General features: G+C 44.2%; 14 protein-coding genes and 2 tRNA genes. 2 read left to right on the forward strand and 14 right to left on the reverse strand.

Going from position 1 to position 16,361, the window contains the following annotated elements; all coding sequences use genetic code 11:
- Nucleotides 1–33: 33 nt before the first annotated feature.
- The 9 genes from ACRD7A_RS07495 to tamL all read right to left on the reverse strand — a co-directional run bounded on the left by ACRD7A_RS07495 (nucleotide 34) and on the right by tamL (nucleotide 8,207).
- Nucleotides 34–106: transfer RNA gene (locus tag ACRD7A_RS07495), tRNA-Gly, on the reverse strand.
- A 76-nt stretch (nucleotides 107–182) separates the two neighbouring features.
- A tRNA-Tyr gene (locus tag ACRD7A_RS07500) sits at nucleotides 183–265 on the reverse strand.
- 189 nt (nucleotides 266–454) lie between these two features.
- Nucleotides 455–754 (reverse strand): ribosome hibernation-promoting factor, HPF/YfiA family, encoded by a 300-nt coding sequence (gene hpf, locus ACRD7A_RS07505; protein WP_430810515.1) that lies wholly within the window; start codon nucleotides 752–754, stop codon nucleotides 455–457.
- 17 nt (nucleotides 755–771) lie between these two features.
- Nucleotides 772–1,656 (reverse strand): tyrosine-type recombinase/integrase, encoded by an 885-nt coding sequence (locus ACRD7A_RS07510; protein WP_430810516.1) that lies wholly within the window; start codon nucleotides 1,654–1,656, stop codon nucleotides 772–774.
- Nucleotides 1,657–1,730: 74 nt separating this feature from the next.
- Nucleotides 1,731–1,922 carry a 30S ribosomal protein S21 gene (gene rpsU, locus ACRD7A_RS07515; RefSeq protein ID WP_430810517.1) on the reverse strand — a complete coding sequence of 64 codons (192 nt, stop codon included), beginning with the start codon at nucleotides 1,920–1,922 and terminating at the stop codon, nucleotides 1,731–1,733.
- 150 nt (nucleotides 1,923–2,072) lie between these two features.
- Nucleotides 2,073–2,999, reverse strand: coding sequence for a helix-hairpin-helix domain-containing protein (locus tag ACRD7A_RS07520; protein WP_430810518.1), 927 nt, complete (start codon nucleotides 2,997–2,999; stop codon nucleotides 2,073–2,075).
- A gap of 24 nt (nucleotides 3,000–3,023) precedes the next feature.
- Complete coding sequence (locus tag ACRD7A_RS07525; RefSeq protein ID WP_430810519.1) at nucleotides 3,024–4,409, reverse strand: sodium-dependent transporter; 1,386 nt, start codon at nucleotides 4,407–4,409, stop codon at nucleotides 3,024–3,026.
- 96 nt (nucleotides 4,410–4,505) lie between these two features.
- Nucleotides 4,506–5,582, reverse strand: coding sequence for a class II fructose-bisphosphate aldolase (gene fbaA, locus ACRD7A_RS07530; protein ID WP_430810520.1), 1,077 nt, complete (start codon nucleotides 5,580–5,582; stop codon nucleotides 4,506–4,508).
- Nucleotides 5,583–5,894: 312 nt separating this feature from the next.
- Nucleotides 5,895–8,207, reverse strand: coding sequence for a translocation and assembly module lipoprotein TamL (gene tamL, locus ACRD7A_RS07535; RefSeq protein WP_430810521.1), 2,313 nt, complete (start codon nucleotides 8,205–8,207; stop codon nucleotides 5,895–5,897).
- 133 nt (nucleotides 8,208–8,340) lie between these two features.
- On the opposite strand from tamL, the gene ACRD7A_RS07540 reads away from it, so the two are divergent.
- The gene (locus ACRD7A_RS07540; RefSeq protein ID WP_430810522.1) at nucleotides 8,341–9,129 is read left to right on the forward strand and encodes a TrmH family RNA methyltransferase; all 789 of its coding nucleotides are present in this window, start codon (nucleotides 8,341–8,343) and stop codon (nucleotides 9,127–9,129) included.
- On the opposite strand, the gene ACRD7A_RS07545 is transcribed toward ACRD7A_RS07540, so the two are convergent.
- The 5 genes from ACRD7A_RS07545 to purL all read right to left on the reverse strand — a co-directional run bounded on the left by ACRD7A_RS07545 (nucleotide 9,107) and on the right by purL (nucleotide 15,164).
- On the reverse strand, nucleotides 9,107–10,681 hold the full coding sequence (locus ACRD7A_RS07545; RefSeq protein WP_430810523.1) for an NAD(P)/FAD-dependent oxidoreductase: 1,575 nt from the start codon (nucleotides 10,679–10,681) through the stop codon (nucleotides 9,107–9,109). The two genes, ACRD7A_RS07540 and ACRD7A_RS07545, sit on opposite strands and share 23 nt — an antisense overlap.
- 66 nt (nucleotides 10,682–10,747) lie before the next feature.
- Nucleotides 10,748–11,467: a type IX secretion/gliding motility protein PorT/SprT gene (gene porT, locus ACRD7A_RS07550; protein WP_430810524.1), complete on the reverse strand. Its 720-nt coding sequence runs from the start codon at nucleotides 11,465–11,467 to the stop codon at nucleotides 10,748–10,750.
- A 44-nt stretch (nucleotides 11,468–11,511) separates the two neighbouring features.
- Nucleotides 11,512–12,240 carry a bifunctional demethylmenaquinone methyltransferase/2-methoxy-6-polyprenyl-1,4-benzoquinol methylase UbiE gene (gene ubiE, locus ACRD7A_RS07555; protein WP_430810525.1) on the reverse strand — a complete coding sequence of 243 codons (729 nt, stop codon included), beginning with the start codon at nucleotides 12,238–12,240 and terminating at the stop codon, nucleotides 11,512–11,514.
- Between the two features lie 78 nt (nucleotides 12,241–12,318).
- Nucleotides 12,319–12,837 (reverse strand): peroxiredoxin family protein, encoded by a 519-nt coding sequence (locus ACRD7A_RS07560; RefSeq protein WP_430810526.1) that lies wholly within the window; start codon nucleotides 12,835–12,837, stop codon nucleotides 12,319–12,321.
- 110 nt (nucleotides 12,838–12,947) lie between these two features.
- Complete coding sequence (gene purL, locus ACRD7A_RS07565) at nucleotides 12,948–15,164, reverse strand: phosphoribosylformylglycinamidine synthase subunit PurL (RefSeq protein ID WP_430810527.1); 2,217 nt, start codon at nucleotides 15,162–15,164, stop codon at nucleotides 12,948–12,950.
- A 208-nt stretch (nucleotides 15,165–15,372) separates the two neighbouring features.
- On the opposite strand from purL, the gene ACRD7A_RS07570 reads away from it, so the two are divergent.
- Nucleotides 15,373–16,131 (forward strand): SDR family oxidoreductase, encoded by a 759-nt coding sequence (locus ACRD7A_RS07570; RefSeq protein ID WP_430810528.1) that lies wholly within the window; start codon nucleotides 15,373–15,375, stop codon nucleotides 16,129–16,131.
- Nucleotides 16,132–16,361: the final 230 nt, after the last annotated feature.

Here is a 16,361-nt window from a genome sequence, read left to right on the forward strand (position 1 = left end):
TTTTAAGGAATCATCACCATAGCTCCTAAAGAGAGCGGGAGACGGGGCTCAAACCCGCGACCCTCAGCTTGGAAGGCTGATGCTCTATCAACTGAGCTACTCCCGCAATTTTTCACAGGACGATAAAGGTAAGTAATTTCCACCTTAATGTCAGCAAAAAACGGATTTTGATCCTAAAAAAGTGGGGAGAGCAGGATTCGAACCTACGAAGACATAAGTCAGCGGAGTTACAGTCCGCCCCAGTTGGCCACTTTGGTATCTCCCCAATTAAAATCAATGCAACAATTTCAAAGAACAAGCTAGCCAAAAACTAACATCTTTTCAATTTAATAGGCCGATAACCTTGGTCAATCAGCCTATTTATAGCGATTTAGGGCGCTTTTAACACCCTAAAATCGGTGTGCAAATGTATAATTATTTTTCAAGAACACAAAAAAATAATGTCTTTTTTTACTTATTTGGCTCTTACCTTTTCCTTCCATTTAATCAGCTGCTTACGCAATGCATCAACCGATAAATCAACAGCCTCTTCGAAAGTCTTATTTTGCTTCTTGGCAAACAATTCTCCTCCTGGAACATTAAGACTGATTTCAGCTACTTTATTCTCAGTGGAATCAGACTTATCCAACTTTAAAATAACCTCAGCCGATACAATTCCATCAAAGAACTGATCCAACTTCCCCACTTTTTGCTGAATAAACTCTTCTAATTGTGCTGACGCCGTGAAGCGTACGGATTGAATTGTAATATTCATATTTAATCCTCCATCTTTTAGGCTCGCGGATGAGCCTGTTTGTAAATAGAATTTAATTGCTCATACGTATTATGAGTATATACCTCGGTGGCTGCCAAATTAGCATGCCCCATAAGTTCCTTTATCGCATTAAGATCTGCCCCTCTGTTTAACAAGGCCGTAGCAAAAGAATGGCGTATTACGTGCGGGCTTTTCTTCGTTACTGTAGACACCTGTTTCAAATAGCGGTTAACCACACGATATACCAACTTATGATAGACTGGCAAACCTTTACTTGTCAGGAAAACGCAGGAATTTGCCCGATTAGGAAACAACACATCCCGTTTATTTAGATAACCAACAAGCGAAGCCTTTAGTTCTGATAAGATCGGCACAATACGCTCTTTATTTCGCTTCCCCCTCACTTTCAGCACCCCATTACCCATATCAATCTGCACATCGGTTAACGCCACCAATTCAGACAGGCGCATACCCGTACTGTAGAACATCTCCACAATCAAACGATCGCGAGCCCCCTCAAAGCCATCACCAAAATCAACTTCATCAAGCAAAAAGTCCATTTCTTTTTCCTTTACAAAGACGGGCAGCCGTTTGGGCAATCTGGGCGTTACCGTATGTTCAGCCGGGTTGTTTTCTACAACACCTTGCTGCATTAGGTAACGAAATAAAACTTTTAAAGTAGAAATTTTCCGGGTCACAGAGCGCCCACTTACGCCGCTATTCACCATATCAACCATCCAGGCTCGGACAGTTCTTGAAGAAACATCTTTCCAGAGAGAAATATCCTTTTCCTCTAAAAAGACACAAAACTGACGAATGTCAGTCTTATATGCTATTATTGTATGAGTCGAATTACGCCGCTCATACTCCAAGTATTTATAAAAAGAATCTAAATATTGCATTAACAGAGGGTGTCATTTTATGCTTTAAACGAATATACGAAAAAAGCAGTAAACCGACGCCCTCCGCAAGCAATTTATTCAGACTCGCGCTGTAATTGCTCGATGTATATCGCTTTTTTCACTTGCTCTCTCTTTACTACAGAAGGCTTTGTGAATGCCTGACGAGATCTTAATTCGCGCATAGCGCCTGTTTTTTCAAATTTTCTTTTGAATTTCTTCAAGGCTCTTTCAATGTTTTCGCCTTCTTTAATAGGTATTACTATCATAACGCTTACTTTTTATTTGAACCGCAAAATTAGTCATTAAACCACAAAAATTCAACAGCTTGACTTACTTTCCTGTCGCCCTTGATTTTTGCAGCTGCAAAGAAAACGAAGTTTCGCGAGTACAGCAAATTTTTTAACTATTCTTTTTTATTAATTATGTGCTTTATCTGCTTTCATTACCACAAAGTAACGCCGTAATTTATCCATGTCGGCACCGGCAAAGGCAGCTGAGTTCTGAAATTGCATAATACTCTCCAATTGACCGGCTTTTCGCGCTTCATAAATCTCCCTGGCCATATAGAAATTCAGGTAAGGATGATTCTTCATCTTACGCAGGCTAGCCTTGCCAATATCCATCGGCTGTATTAATCCCTCATCGACCAACAAGTAGGAACGGTTACGATCAACCACCTCACCCGACAAACCATACACCTCGTCCAGCTGCTCAATATTATAATATCCACCCAAACGCTTTCGATAGGAAACAATGCGTGCCGATAGCACAGGACCAATCCCCTTTAGAAGTGCTAACATAGCAGTATCAGCAGAATTAATCTCCAGCTGAAAATCTACAGTTGGCGCTTTCATCTTCCTTTTTGAAGCCGAATCCACAAATTGCATCACTGGCCTTGGGCTTGATACCTTCTCTACCCTACGTGCCGTAGCAGAAACCTTTGACGGCATCTGATCAACCTTAACATAGGGAGCAAGCCGCGCATACAAAACCGAATCCATCCCATAAATCTTCCGTAGCTTTTCCGCATGAGTAAACACCCCTCCGGCTTCGCGATACTTAATTAAGTTAATAATGGTACGATCGGAAAAACCCAATAACTGAAGATTTTTAACACCTTCACTATTGGGATTAAAATAAAATACGGTATCCGGCTGCCTGTAGCTGCTTGCCTTTTCTATATATCTTACACTATCGGCCCATGCCACCAGAGCTTCATCTACCTTAGTAAGCTCCACAGGACGGGTGATAAAGAATGCACCAGCAAAAATGACCAACAAGACGAAAAGAACTAGAAAAGCAACTTGTTCCTTCCGGGATAGTGTTAATAAATCTCGCAGCATCCTCTAAATTTATATGCAAGCAGTCTATCTTAAGAGTCCTACCGAATACAGAAAGACGATGGCAATAGCAACCGGTGCGATAAAACGAATAATAAAATAAAGCGCACTGAAAAAACGCAACTTAAGGGCGTATTCATTAGAAAGCTCAGCATAGAAATCGGACTTTTTAACCGACCATCCCACAAACACTGCGATAAGCAAACCACCCAAAGGAAGCAAGACATTGGACGACAAAAACTCAATGTTATCAAACAGGTTACGACCAAACAGGGTAACATCTTTAAATATATTATTCGATAAGGAGCAAGCAATACCCATCAAGGTAATAACCACGCCGGTTAATATAGTTGCCTTAACCCTGTTGACTTTAAGTTCCTCGGCAAAATAAGCCACAGCCACTTCGAGGAGTGATATACTGGAGGTGAGTGCTGCCACGGCCAGTAACACAAAAAAGGCCAGGGTCCACAGATATCCACCCACCATTTGTTGAAAAATACTGGGAAGTACCGTAAATACAAGTCCGGGACCTTCACTGGGTGCCACCCCAAAATAAAATACGGCAGGGAAAATTGCTACACCAGCCAACACGGCTATCAGCGTATCTAAAAAGGCAACCTGTACTGCTGTCCTATTCAGATTATTATTCTTTTTCACATAAGAGCCATAGGTAATAATGGTACCCATTCCCAAACTCAGCGAGAAGAAAGCCTGCCCCAATGCATCCAGCACCACATCAATATTTACCTTAGAAAAATCGGGTTGGAACAAGAACTTAAGGCCATCGAAAGAATTACCTACCACCTCGCCGGCGGCATTAACATTGGCCCCCAGGCTTACCGAACGTACACCCATTACAATAATAATAAGCAACAGAACGGGCATCAGCACTTTGGTAAGTCGCTCAATACCATTTTTAATACCCCCAATAACTACAACACCGGTAAGAATCATAAAAAGAACTTGCCATATGATCGGACGAACAGGGCTGGCGAGGAAATTACTAAATACTTGGGATAACTCAGCCGGACTCTGCCCTTTAAAGGCATTTGTCAGTGATAAATAAATATATTCGAGGGTCCAACCGGCTACCACTCCATAAAAAGAAAGAATCATGAAAGAAGCTGCCACACCAATAACACCCGTCATAAACCAGGGTGTTTTAGGTGCCAGCTTTCGAAAAGCACGCACTGCATTGGCATTGGTCTTACGCCCGATGGCAAACTCGGATATCATAATGGGGAGACCAATGGTAACGATGAAGAAAAAATACAACACTAGAAAGGCACCCCCTCCGTTCTGTCCTGCTTCATAGGGAAACTTCCAGATATTACCCAACCCCACTGCAGAACCCGCTGCCGCTGCTATCACACCAAACTTACTGGAAAAACTATCTCTTGATTTAACACTCATCGTATTAAGACTGTTTTAATTACAAAAAGCAAATTAAAAAAAAAGAGGCACAATGTATATACACGCGCCTCCTTTGTTTTTATATTTTATCAAATATTATAGACGATCGATGCAGTTAAGATCTTCGAACGCTACCTTTAAGCGCTCAACCAAACTCTCCTGACCTTTGCGTAACCAAACACGAGGATCGTAGAATTTCTTGTTGGGCTTATCATCACCTTCGGGGTTACCAATCTGTGCCTGCAGGTAATCGCGGTTAGCGGCCTCAAACTTACGGATACCATCCCAAGTAGCCCACTGCGTATCGGTATCGATGTTCATTTTAATTACACCATAACCGATGGCTTCGCGAATCTCCTCCAATGAAGAACCTGAACCACCGTGGAACACAAAGTTAACAGGCTTCTCAACCGTATTGTGCTTCTCCTGGATGTACTTCTGTGAAGCATCAAGGATAGAAGGCTTCAATACAACATTACCTGGCTTATAAACACCATGTACATTACCAAATGAAGCGGCAATAGTGAAGTTAGGAGACACTTCTAGCAGTTGCTCATAAGCGTAGCTCACCTCTTCAGGCTGCGTGTAAAGCAATGCGTTATCCACATCTGAGTTATCAACACCATCTTCTTCACCACCGGTAATACCTAACTCAATTTCCAAAGTCATACCCATTTTGCTCATACGCGCCAGGTACTCTTTACAAATAGCGATGTTCTCTTCCAGTGGCTCTTCCGACAAGTCAAGCATGTGAGAGCTGAATAACGGCTTTCCTGTTTCAGCGAAGTGCTTCTCACTGGCATCTAACAAACCGTCGATCCAAGGCAATAATTTTTTAGCTGCGTGGTCGGTGTGCAACACAACGGGTACACCATAAGCTTCTGCCACAGTGTGAACGTGCTTGGCAGCTGAGATAGCACCCAACACTTGAGCTTGCTGACCTTCTAATTTTAAACCTTTACCGGCATAGAAAGCTGCTCCACCATTCGACAACTGAATCATCACAGGCGCTTTAACTTCCTTTGCAGCCTCAAGAATACCGTTGATTGAATCTGTACCAACAACGTTTACAGCAGGCATTGCAAAACCTTCTTCTTTTGCTACTGCTAAAAGTTTACCTAAGTCATCACCAGTAACAACACCAGGCTTTACAACATCTAATACTCGCTTCATAGCTTTTAATTTATAGTTCGAAATATTACTTTTCTAAAAACTCTACGAAATTAGTGAAAATCATCGAGAATCAATTACATTTTTTTAGCCCTCAGGCTTGTATCACTTACACTTAAGGCGTCAATTCACCACCCAAAGCATTACTTCAAGCATGATAAATATCACTTATTATTTTGTTTGTCAAGGCATTTGGTCAAAATACACCCAATTAATTGCCAATTACTCGCCACATTTCATCTGTGATCACGAAAACTGTAAGCGCATTATTTTTTCGCTTCTTAAAAGAAGTTTAACGATTATTTACATACTCTTTTAGAAGGGATACCCGATGGCAAAATTGAAAGCTACATCGTCCCAGGTAATAGGTGTAACCCCTAACTTCCAACGGTCGCCCGCAGGCAGCATTGGATCGCGCGCCTTAATCCCCATATCGAGACGAAACACGAAGTACTTAAAGTCGAGGCGGGTACCGGCACCCACCCCCACGGCCAGCTGCTTATAAAACGAATCGAATTTAAACAAGCCTTTTGTATCAATTTCCTCATCACCCGAGGAGCGAATGGTCCAGATATTACCCACATCTATAAAGAAGGCACCTTCCAACATCCAAAATAACTTAAAACGATACTCAGCATTGGCTTCCAGCTTAATATCAGCCGTTTGGTTATAATAATTTAGCTTGGTCTCTTCGTAGGAACCCGGCCCCAAACCTCTAACCGGCCAGGCCCTGATGCTATTGGCGCCACCGGAGAAATATCGCTTTTCGAAAGGCAAAACCGTTAGGTTACCATAAGGATAACCAACCCCTAAAAACATGCGGTAAGCAAAAGAATTGATTTTATTGACCTTGATATGATAACGCCACTCCACATCCCCTTTCACATATTGGGCATAACGAATACCCAGCAACTCATTGTAATCTCCGGTACCGGATGAACCAACCAGGGAGTAGATTCCGTCAAGCACATTACCTGCCGACTGCAAGTTGGCCTGAAAATAATGATAGTTCCGGGTACTGCTTAAGGACTGCTCATTGTAGATAAAAGTATAGGAGGTACTACTAATCAAATGATCCTGATAACTATACTTTAAAAAAGTACTATCAATACTGGCTTTAAAATCCGGATCAATATAAGGCACATTAATCACACTAAAATCAACGGGCGATAAAATGTGGGTTACAAGAGGAGATGATTTCCAGGTGTACCCAATACGACCATTGGCAATGGTACGCGTATAATCGGGACGTCGCTGATAGTTATAGGCCAGCGTAAAGTTCGTGCGCGGATTAAAGCGGCGTCGAAAATTATCAACCTTAAAAGGCACCATAAACTTAGGAAAGGTCAGAGTGGCATCACCGCCAAATTCACGGGTCTGAAAAGTAGAATTATCTTTTGCCCGCTGATTCTCACCTGCCAGTCGAAAGCGCATATCAAACACCTCGCCGCCGCGAAAGAAGTTTTTGTGCTTGTATTTAAAACTACCGGCAGCCCCTAGGTAACCGGATGAATTGGTTCCTTCGATATCCACCGTATAACTTTGCAGCTTAGATGACGACAGCTGTATAAAGCATTGCAGATAGCCATTACCTTCAGCATCATAAACACCTTCCATTTCGCGAAAACGAATATTAACGAAACGAAACAACTGTAGTTCTGACAGTAGCAATTGTGTTTTATTCACCAACTCCTGACTATAAAAATCACCCGGGAAAATGTAGTTGGAATTAACCAGTACATCCGCCCTGAACTTCAAGTTTTCGCCATACAGAATTTTACACCCACCATATTCCAGACTGTCAAAACGACTCAGATAATCGGGTTGACGAACGGCTTTCTGCGGGTCGTAACCCACCAGAAAATACACATCCTTCACCTTAAACTTACGGTGACCAACAACAGTGTCCTTTTGTCCGGGTCGCGACAGACGATCCTTAATCACAATCAGAGAATCATTTACAGTATAATTATTACGGGCACTGTCGGCCAAAAAATACACGTACTCTTTACGAAAACCATAGTAGCCTTCGTTTCGAAGCATCTTGGTGATACGGGCCCTTTCCTGGTCATGTAGATCGGCATCAAATGGCGATCCGGGTTTTAGCAAAGCCTTCGTTGTATCGCGATAGATATACTTACGCAATGAATCATCATCGACCCGATAAGAAAGCTGATTAATACTGTAACGCTCGCCGGCCTCTATGGTGTAACGCACCTTTGCCTTCTTATTCTTCAAAAACAGAACCGTATCGCTTACCTGGGCATTATAATACCCTTTATTGTGCAAAAACAAGGTCAGCTGCTCATTGGATTTTTCCTTCAGCAGCTCATCGTAAAGTACCGGTTCCTCGCCAATGCGGCGCAGCCAACGACTGAAACCACTGGTACCATTGCGCCCTGATAAATTATAAAGACCCAGATGAAAGCGCCAGAAACCAAGTATTTTTACATTTTCCTTCTGTCGGATGTAATACTTTAACTCTTCCTTGGTAAGGTCTTTGGCCTGATTATCAACCTCCACCTTATTCAGCAAATACTTACCTTCAGGAACATATTTTGTTGACCGGCATCCCCAGATACCCATCATCATTATCAAGCCAACAACCAGAAGATATTTATGCCCCATTGTAATTTTACTAATTCTCCTTTGGAACAAGGATTGAATCCAAATCGTTTAATTTGCCCTAAAGATATTTAATTCACGTGATATGATATAACTTTGCGGCCTAAACATGCTTCACCAACAAAACGGCGTACTAATGCTCAGTAAAAACAAACAAAAATTTATCCTATCACTGACCAGAAAAAAAAATCGTGATCAACAGGGCTTGTTCGTTGCCGAAGGGCATAAACTGGTAAGCGATTTACTTAGCTCCAAGGCACATGTACACACGCTTGTAGCCACTTCTCAATGGCTGGCATCCCATCCGCAGCCAACTGCTCGCAACTTTGAAATTATTGAAGCTGACCAGGCCGCCATTAAAAAAATATCAACCCTGAAAAGTCCGCCGGACGTAGTGGGTATTTTTCTACAAGATAAAAACCCACTGACCATTACCGACCTGCGGAATTCCCTCAGCCTCTTCCTGGATGAAGTGCAGGATCCGGGCAACCTGGGCACCATTGTCCGATTGGCTGATTGGTTTGGCATACAACACATTATATGCACCCCCACCTGCGCTGATATTTACAATCCTAAAACCATACAATCGACCATGGGAGCCATTGCTCGCGTGGATGTTCACTACCGAGATGCTTCCGTGTTTCTCAGCGAATACAAAAAGCTAGAACTTCCGGTTTACGGCACTTTTCTCGATGGCGATAATATTTATTCGGAAACACTTTCGAATACCGGGTTGATTGTAATGGGTAACGAAGGAAAAGGGATTAGTAAAGCAGTGGAGTCAGCGGTGTCGCACCGACTATTTATCCCGGCTTACCCGGCCGACCTGCCTACTTCCGAATCCCTGAATGTATCGGTGGCAACCGCCATCACCTGTGCCGAATTCAGGCGTCAGGCAACAGCTAGTCCAAGCTCTTCCCGGTAACAAAGGCCCAGGCCTTTTCGGCACAACGCTCACCATCAATGGCCGATGAGGCAATGCCTCCGGCATATCCCGCACCCTCACCGCAGGGATACAGGCCTTCAATTTGAATATGCTGCAAACTAACCCTGTCGCGCGGAATACGGACAGGCGAAGACGTACGACTCTCCACTCCTACTACCAGCGCCTCATTGGTTACAAAGCCACGCGCCCGCCGATCGAAATAATCGAGCCCCTTACGCAGGCGCATCCCTATATTTTCGGGTAACCAAAAATGCAGGGGTGATGCCACCAGGCCGGGCACATATGAGCACTCGGGCAAATCGAACGAGAGCTGACCATCTACAAAATCAGCCAGTCGTTGCGCCGGGGCTACCACGCCACTACCACCATTCACAAAAGCCAAACGCTCCAGCTCCTGCTGATAGGCCAAGCCACCCAGTACCCCTTTATTCTGAAACTCACCTATATCTTCCGGACGTACCTCGACCACCATGCCTGAGTTTGCCCATGGTGAGTTACGACGCGATGGCGACATGCCATTCACCACCATTTCATCGGCGTCGGTCATAGCCGGCACAATAAAACCACCGGGGCACATACAAAACGAATAGACACCCCGTTCATCCATCTGACACGATAAGCTATAGGTGGCCGCAGGCAAATAATCGCCACGCCCTTTTGGAGAGTGATATTGAATCTGATCAATCAGCTCCTGCGGATGCTCCACACGCACACCCATAGCCCAGGTTTTAGCCTCCAGAGCTACCTTATTATCATCCAGCATGTAATAAATATCGCGTGCAGAATGGCCGGTAGCCAGCACTACTGCCGCTGCATACAGGGTATCACCCTGCGCTGTTTCCACACCTTTAACGCGCTCATCTTTAATAATCAAATTACTAACCCGCGTATTAAAATGCACCTCGCCACCAGCATTAATGATGGATTGCCGCATGGCTTTAATCACTTCGGGCAACTTATCGGTTCCAATATGCGGATGGGCATCCACCAAAATATCATTGCTAGCACCATGGAATTTAAACACCTCAAGAATCTTACGAAAATCACCCCGCTTAGTGCTACGGGTATATAGTTTTCCGTCGGAAAAAGTACCGGCGCCACCTTCCCCAAAGGCATAATTGGACTCTGTATCCACCGCCTCATTTCGGTTCAGCAGAGCCAGGTCTTTCTTACGCTCATTCACACCTTTGCCTCTTTCCAGCACGATGGGGCGCAGACCCATTTCAATCAGACGCAGGGCTGCAAAATAACCACCGGGTCCGGCACCCACAATCAGCACCTCCGGCTTATTGCGCACATTAGGATACTCAAACACAAGGGGTTTTTCTATGGGCGGCTGCACATTCGCATAGGCCTCAATGTGCAGCTGTACGAGTACGATTTTTTTACGGGCATCAATGGAGCGCTTAACCACACTGAGATGTGTTATCTTCTCGGGTGCCACCTTCATTTTTTTTGCCACTAAAGACCTGATTATACTATGATCGGCCGCCTCCCGGGGTGAAAGTCGTAAAACAATTTCGCGCTTCATTCTTTGCTAATTAATTGATTATCCATCCTTGTAAGGGACGGTTTTGAACCGCAAAAATAAGCGAATTTATTCAAAATAGAATGTAAGGCTAAATATTCTCGATTGTAGCTTGCTGAGCGCCTCGGTATAAACCTCATCGCCGGGCTCGCCTGTACCCTTGGGATCGAGCATATCGGAGAGGCCAATCGACATCTTTGCCTCCACCGACAAACGAAAATAAGTAAGGTAAAAATCAAAGCCGGCTCCCACCTCAAGATAACCATCCAGGGACGTGAGCAAGAGTCCGTCCTGTTTATTCTTGGCAAGATCGTAACGCGTATTGAAGCCCCCAACTATATAGGGCTTGGCATTATGCATCCTGAAGGCATTGTATTTGAGTAATATGGGAAATTCCAGAAAGGTGGATTTTATCTTTAGCGGCTCTTCTTCGTACTCGATAAAATTACCTTCCGCATCATATTTGGCAAAGCGAAGGTTACGCTGCCCAAAGCTAATACCCGGCAAAAAGCGGAGGTTCAGGTTACGTGTGAGGCGGTAACTGGACACGATACCAATGTTCAAACCCGGCGTAAGCGAAGTAACATCGCCATAGCGCAGTACACCATCGCTGCCCACTACGCCCGTGTTGTACACGCGAAAATCCATGGTATTAACACCTATGAGAAAACCAAAGTGAAGCGGGCGCTCATCAAAAGAACGCAGGTTGGCAATACGGCTATTCTTTCCCTGACCGAAGGCTACTGCCAACTGCACGCACGCAAATATCAGAAGTACTATCTTTTTCAAAGGCGCTATTTCTTTTTACTTAATAAAACTGAATTATTAGTTTTTTATTGCACGCGCTTTTCCGATAAATAGATGGTGGCAATACCCATGGTCTGCTTGTAACGACGCAGGGGTGTCATTCCAGCCTTAATCAGCTCATCATCAAATTTTTCACCATCAGGAAAACTTAGCACCGACTCGGGCAAGTAAGTATAGGCCGCCTTATCATTGGATATCAGTCCACCCAACGAGGGCAAGATATACCTAAAGTAAAAAAGATACAACTGCTTAAACGGAAAATAAACGGGTTTTGAAAACTCCAATACAACCATTTTACCACCCGCCTTAAGCGTACGTGCCATATCGCTCAATCCCTTGTTCAGGTTTTCGAAATTACGCACACCAAAAGCCACCATTACCGCATCAAAGGTCGCATCCTCAAAGGGTAAATTCTCCGAGTCGCCTTCCTGCACCGTAATAACATCCTGAAGGTTACGGCGAGCAATCTTATCTTTGGCCACCTTCAGCATTTCGCTTGATATATCAACACCCACAACCTTGCAGCCCAGACGCCGCTGCGCCTCCAGCGCCAAATCGCCCGTTCCTGTAGCCACATCAAGCACCAGGGGCCGCTCCATATCTTTCAAAAGATTGATGGCCCGCTTCCGCCAACACTTATCAATACCCAGTGATAAAAAATGATTCAGAAAATCGTATTTGGGAGCTATGTTGTTGAACATGCCTGCCACCTGCTTTTTCTTTGAGCCCTCGGCTGCATATGGTTTAACCGTCATCTATTACTATTTTCGTCAAAAATATAAAAAAGGATGCCATTGACCAACAGCATCCTTTCAGGTGATGGTTACACCCTCTTATAATCTTTTCTTAAGCGCCTCTTTCATAATCTCAAACTCTTTTACACTATAGCCTTTTGAGGCATACACCACTTTACCGGCTCTATCGATTATGTAATTGCGTGGGATTGACTCACTGGCAAATAGATTAAATATCTCTCGCTTTTCATCGGGACAAAAGGGCAGATCCAGGTTTCTTTTTTCTGCGAAAGCTCTCAATTCATCGACACTATGCTCTCGTCCAATCACCAGCAATACAAAATCATTATGATCCTTATATTTCTCCCACACCTGCTGCTGCAACACCGGCAGCTCTTTTACGCAAGGCGGGCACCAAGTGGCAAAAAAGTTAATGAGCACCACCTTACCTTTCAGGTCGGCATTACTTAGCTTACCATCAGGCGTCATTACCGTGAAAGAGGGCGCTACTTCTCCCACCTTCACCTTATCGGCGGAGGATGCTCCTGATCCCCCCATCAATACGCCGGCCACCAACAAAAGAGCCACCGTCAATAAAATATGTGTTTTGAATTTCATATAAAATATCATCTTATCAATTGCCATATGAAACTCGCCGCTAAACAATCATGTTCTTGTATGGAAAATACTGCTCTCGGCTCGCTTCATCTGACTACTTTAATACTAAACTACTCTCCTTCTACCCAAATCGCCAGCCTTTGTTCAAAGGCCTGCTTTAAGTCTTTAATAAACCCATAGGATTCATCGTCGATGCGCACCTCTCCTTTGGTGACATGTCCCAGAATGGAAAATGACACATCGGTACCCATCATATAATCCACAAAATCGTCCTGCTTCTCAGGCGACACAGATACCACCACACGACTCTGCGACTCGCCAAACAAAAAGGCCTCTTTGCGTATTTCGGCGTCGGAAGTAATATCAAAGCCAAACTCAAGCGGAATGCACGATTCAAGTAGACTAAAAAAGAGTCCACCGTTGGATACATCGTGTACCGATCGCACCAAACCATTCTTAATAACATTACGCACGGCAGCCTGCAAGTCACGTTCCTCCTCTACATCGTAGAATGGAGCGGCCGATTTCTTAATATTTAAGATACTACTTGCATATTCCGAGGAGTTAACATCGTTACGTGAACGCCCCAACAAGAAAATCATATCACCCTTGTGACGGAACGACAAGGTGCTATGATGTTTCTTATCATCAACAACCCCCACCATACCAATCACCGGTGTGGGCGTAATAGGCTTAAGATGTCCATTCTCAGAGCGCTGATTGTGAAAACTTACATTGCCGCTTACAACCGGCAAGGTATAATCATCGCAAGCCTTAGTAATTCCTTTAATAGCATTTACAAAAGTGCCATATACTCTGGGGTCGTAAGGATTTCCAAAGTTCAAGCAGTCAGAAAGGGCAACCGGACGACCACCAGCACACACGATATTACGAGCAGCCTCAGCCACGGCAATCTGCGCCCCCACAAAAGCATCAGACTTCATGTAACGCGAGTTACAATCCATGGTTGCCACCAGTGTTTTATCAGAACCTTCGATGGGAATAAAGGCTGCATCAGCAGGGAAGTCTCCCTGACTATCATTGGTCTTACTGAACTTATCGGTTAACCACCTTTTGGAGGCGACATTGAGATTGGAAAGCATCGTTCTTACCACATCGGGGTAATGATCAGGCTCATCATAAATATCAAGATTAATGGAAGGCAACGCTTCTGCCTGCTCCTCAAAAGATCGCTCGTAAACCGGGGCTGCATCGCCCAGCATAGCGATATTTACAGGAAGCTCAGCCACAGGCTCTCCTTTGTATGAACAGTTGACCAAACCTTTGTTATTCACCTTACCAATTACGGCCATAGCCAGCTCCAGAGGCTCAATCACGCGCTTCACCTTATCCAATTCATCGGGGGAAATACAAATTAAAATTCGTCCCCATGTCTGTGACAACAGCACATCTTTCACCGTCAGATTTTTTTGACGTTGTGGAATGGCTTCCACATACAAATCAATACCAGAGTTGCCCCGTGCCGCCATTTCAATGGCGGCACCCACGACACCCTGAGTGCCTATAGACTGAACACCGATCAACTTCACACACTCGGAAAGCTGCTGAACAGTCTCCAGTAATTCTTTCTCAATGGATACATCCATCATCTGATCAAGGGATACCGGTGGAGTATCCAACTCGGCTAGCATGTCGGTTTCAAACACATCAGTGTCTACCCCATCCTTACCCGTGCGAGCACCGATGATGAGCACAAGATTACCCTCCCCCTCTGCACGGGCAAACAAAAGCTTATCCTTGGGCGCCACTCCAATGGCCATATTATTGACTATGGGCGTAGTATTGTAACCCCGTGAAAAAAAAGTTTCACCACCTAAAATAGGAACTTCAAAACCCCTTTCATACTCACAGATTCCTTCAGCCACCTCTTCGAACAACCAGCGTGCCGTATCGCGCTTACCATCACCAAAGCGCAATGAGCTTAGAAAAGCAAGGGGCTTGGCACCCATGGTAAAAACATCGCGCATTACCACGCGAAGCCCCGTCAGTGCACCCAGGCGGGGCTGAATAGCGCAGGGGCTGTTGTGTGACTCAACCTTAAATACACACACATTGCCATCGCCCAAATCGACCACTCCGGCACTCTCATCACCGGCCTCCACGGGCACATCATCGCTTTTCGTGGGTAAGGTTTGCAGCCACTTTAACGAGTTCTTGTAACTGGCATGCTCTGACCACAGTCGTGAAAACAACTCCAGTTCCAAAGCATTAGGATGACGCTTTAAAAGTTCTTTTATCTTATCAAATTCTCCTGAAGTCAAATTGAGCTTCTCCGCCTCTTCTATTGTTGGTAATAATACACTCATGGTTCCGCATTTTTAAATCGCCCTTTTATTCAGGACAAATTAATATACATTTGTAGGGAGTTATGGCTAAGTATCACATGATGAAAGTATAAAAAATAACCCAATTCACAAACGGAGTGGCTCATTTATACGCAAGTGTTGAGAAACGTAAAAATTAAATACACGAATATCCGTTTTAGCTTGAGGAACGAATCATAAATTAACATTAATGAAAAAAATAGCGATGGTTACCGGAGCCACATCCGGCATAGGGAAAGCAACCGCAATAAAACTATCCAATCAAGGCTACCGTATGATCCTCACTGGACGACGCAATGAACGCCTGCAAGCACTAAAAGAAGATTTAATAAAAAACAAAACAGAGGTACAAACACTCTGTTTTGATATACGCGATACAGCAGCCATTGATCAGGCCATTGAGCAACTACCAGCCGAATGGCATGATGTGAACGTACTGGTTAACAACGCAGGGCTAGCCGCTGGTGCCGATCCTATACACAAGGGCCTGTGGAGTGACTGGGAGCAGATGATTGATACCAATATAAAAGGTTTGCTCTACCTGTCGAAAAAAATAATACCCTGCATGATGGCTCGTAAACAAGGACATATCGTTAACGTATCGTCCATTGCCGGTAAAGAAACCTATGCCAACGGAAATGTTTACTGCGCTACTAAACATGCGGTGGAGGCCATCACCAAAGGTATGCGTATCGACCTGCTTCCTTACAACATTAAAGTATCATCGGTATCGCCGGGAATGGTGGAAACAGAGTTTTCCGTAGTGCGTTACCATGGCGACCAGGAAAAGGCAGACAATGTATACGAGGGCTTAACGCCACTCTTTGCCGATGACATAGCCGATGCCATCGAATATATGGTGACTCGTCCGCCCCATGTTAATATCAATGACATGCTGATAATGCCTACAGCGCAAGCCAGTGCCGTTTACAATCATCGTGAGGAGTAACGTTGGATGAAAAACAGCAACGCAGATCAATCGCAAGATCTCAAAAAAAGGATCGCATCTTAACAACATATTGGTTATTAAAGATGTGATCCTGTAATTTTATACGCAAACCCGGAAGTTGCAACTCATCCATTTAATACTCTTCCACAAATAGGCACTTTCAGAAGTGATACTTATGAAGAACAATATATGAGGTTAATCTTTGTTGATTAGCCTTTTTGTTTTTCATA

It is taken from the genome of Carboxylicivirga longa, from assembly GCF_050589825.1.
In the GTDB taxonomy this organism is placed as follows: Bacteria; Bacteroidota; Bacteroidia; order Bacteroidales; family Marinilabiliaceae; genus Carboxylicivirga; species Carboxylicivirga longa.

Coding starts and splice junctions, on each gene's coding strand:
- hpf (WP_430810515.1), bottom strand. CDS start 754: ATGAATATTACAATTCAATCCGTACGCTTCACGGCGTCAGCACAATTA.
- ACRD7A_RS07510 (WP_430810516.1), bottom strand. CDS start 1,656: ATGCAATATTTAGATTCTTTTTATAAATACTTGGAGTATGAGCGGCGT.
- rpsU (WP_430810517.1), bottom strand. CDS start 1,922: ATGATAGTAATACCTATTAAAGAAGGCGAAAACATTGAAAGAGCCTTG.
- ACRD7A_RS07520 (WP_430810518.1), bottom strand. CDS start 2,999: ATGCTGCGAGATTTATTAACACTATCCCGGAAGGAACAAGTTGCTTTT.
- ACRD7A_RS07525 (WP_430810519.1), bottom strand. CDS start 4,409: ATGAGTGTTAAATCAAGAGATAGTTTTTCCAGTAAGTTTGGTGTGATA.
- fbaA (WP_430810520.1), bottom strand. CDS start 5,582: ATGAAGCGAGTATTAGATGTTGTAAAGCCTGGTGTTGTTACTGGTGAT.
- tamL (WP_430810521.1), bottom strand. CDS start 8,207: ATGGGGCATAAATATCTTCTGGTTGTTGGCTTGATAATGATGATGGGT.
- ACRD7A_RS07540 (WP_430810522.1), top strand. CDS start 8,341: ATGCTCAGTAAAAACAAACAAAAATTTATCCTATCACTGACCAGAAAA.
- ACRD7A_RS07545 (WP_430810523.1), bottom strand. CDS start 10,681: ATGAAGCGCGAAATTGTTTTACGACTTTCACCCCGGGAGGCGGCCGAT.
- ubiE (WP_430810525.1), bottom strand. CDS start 12,240: ATGACGGTTAAACCATATGCAGCCGAGGGCTCAAAGAAAAAGCAGGTG.
- ACRD7A_RS07560 (WP_430810526.1), bottom strand. CDS start 12,837: ATGAAATTCAAAACACATATTTTATTGACGGTGGCTCTTTTGTTGGTG.
- purL (WP_430810527.1), bottom strand. CDS start 15,164: ATGAGTGTATTATTACCAACAATAGAAGAGGCGGAGAAGCTCAATTTG.
- ACRD7A_RS07570 (WP_430810528.1), top strand. CDS start 15,373: ATGAAAAAAATAGCGATGGTTACCGGAGCCACATCCGGCATAGGGAAA.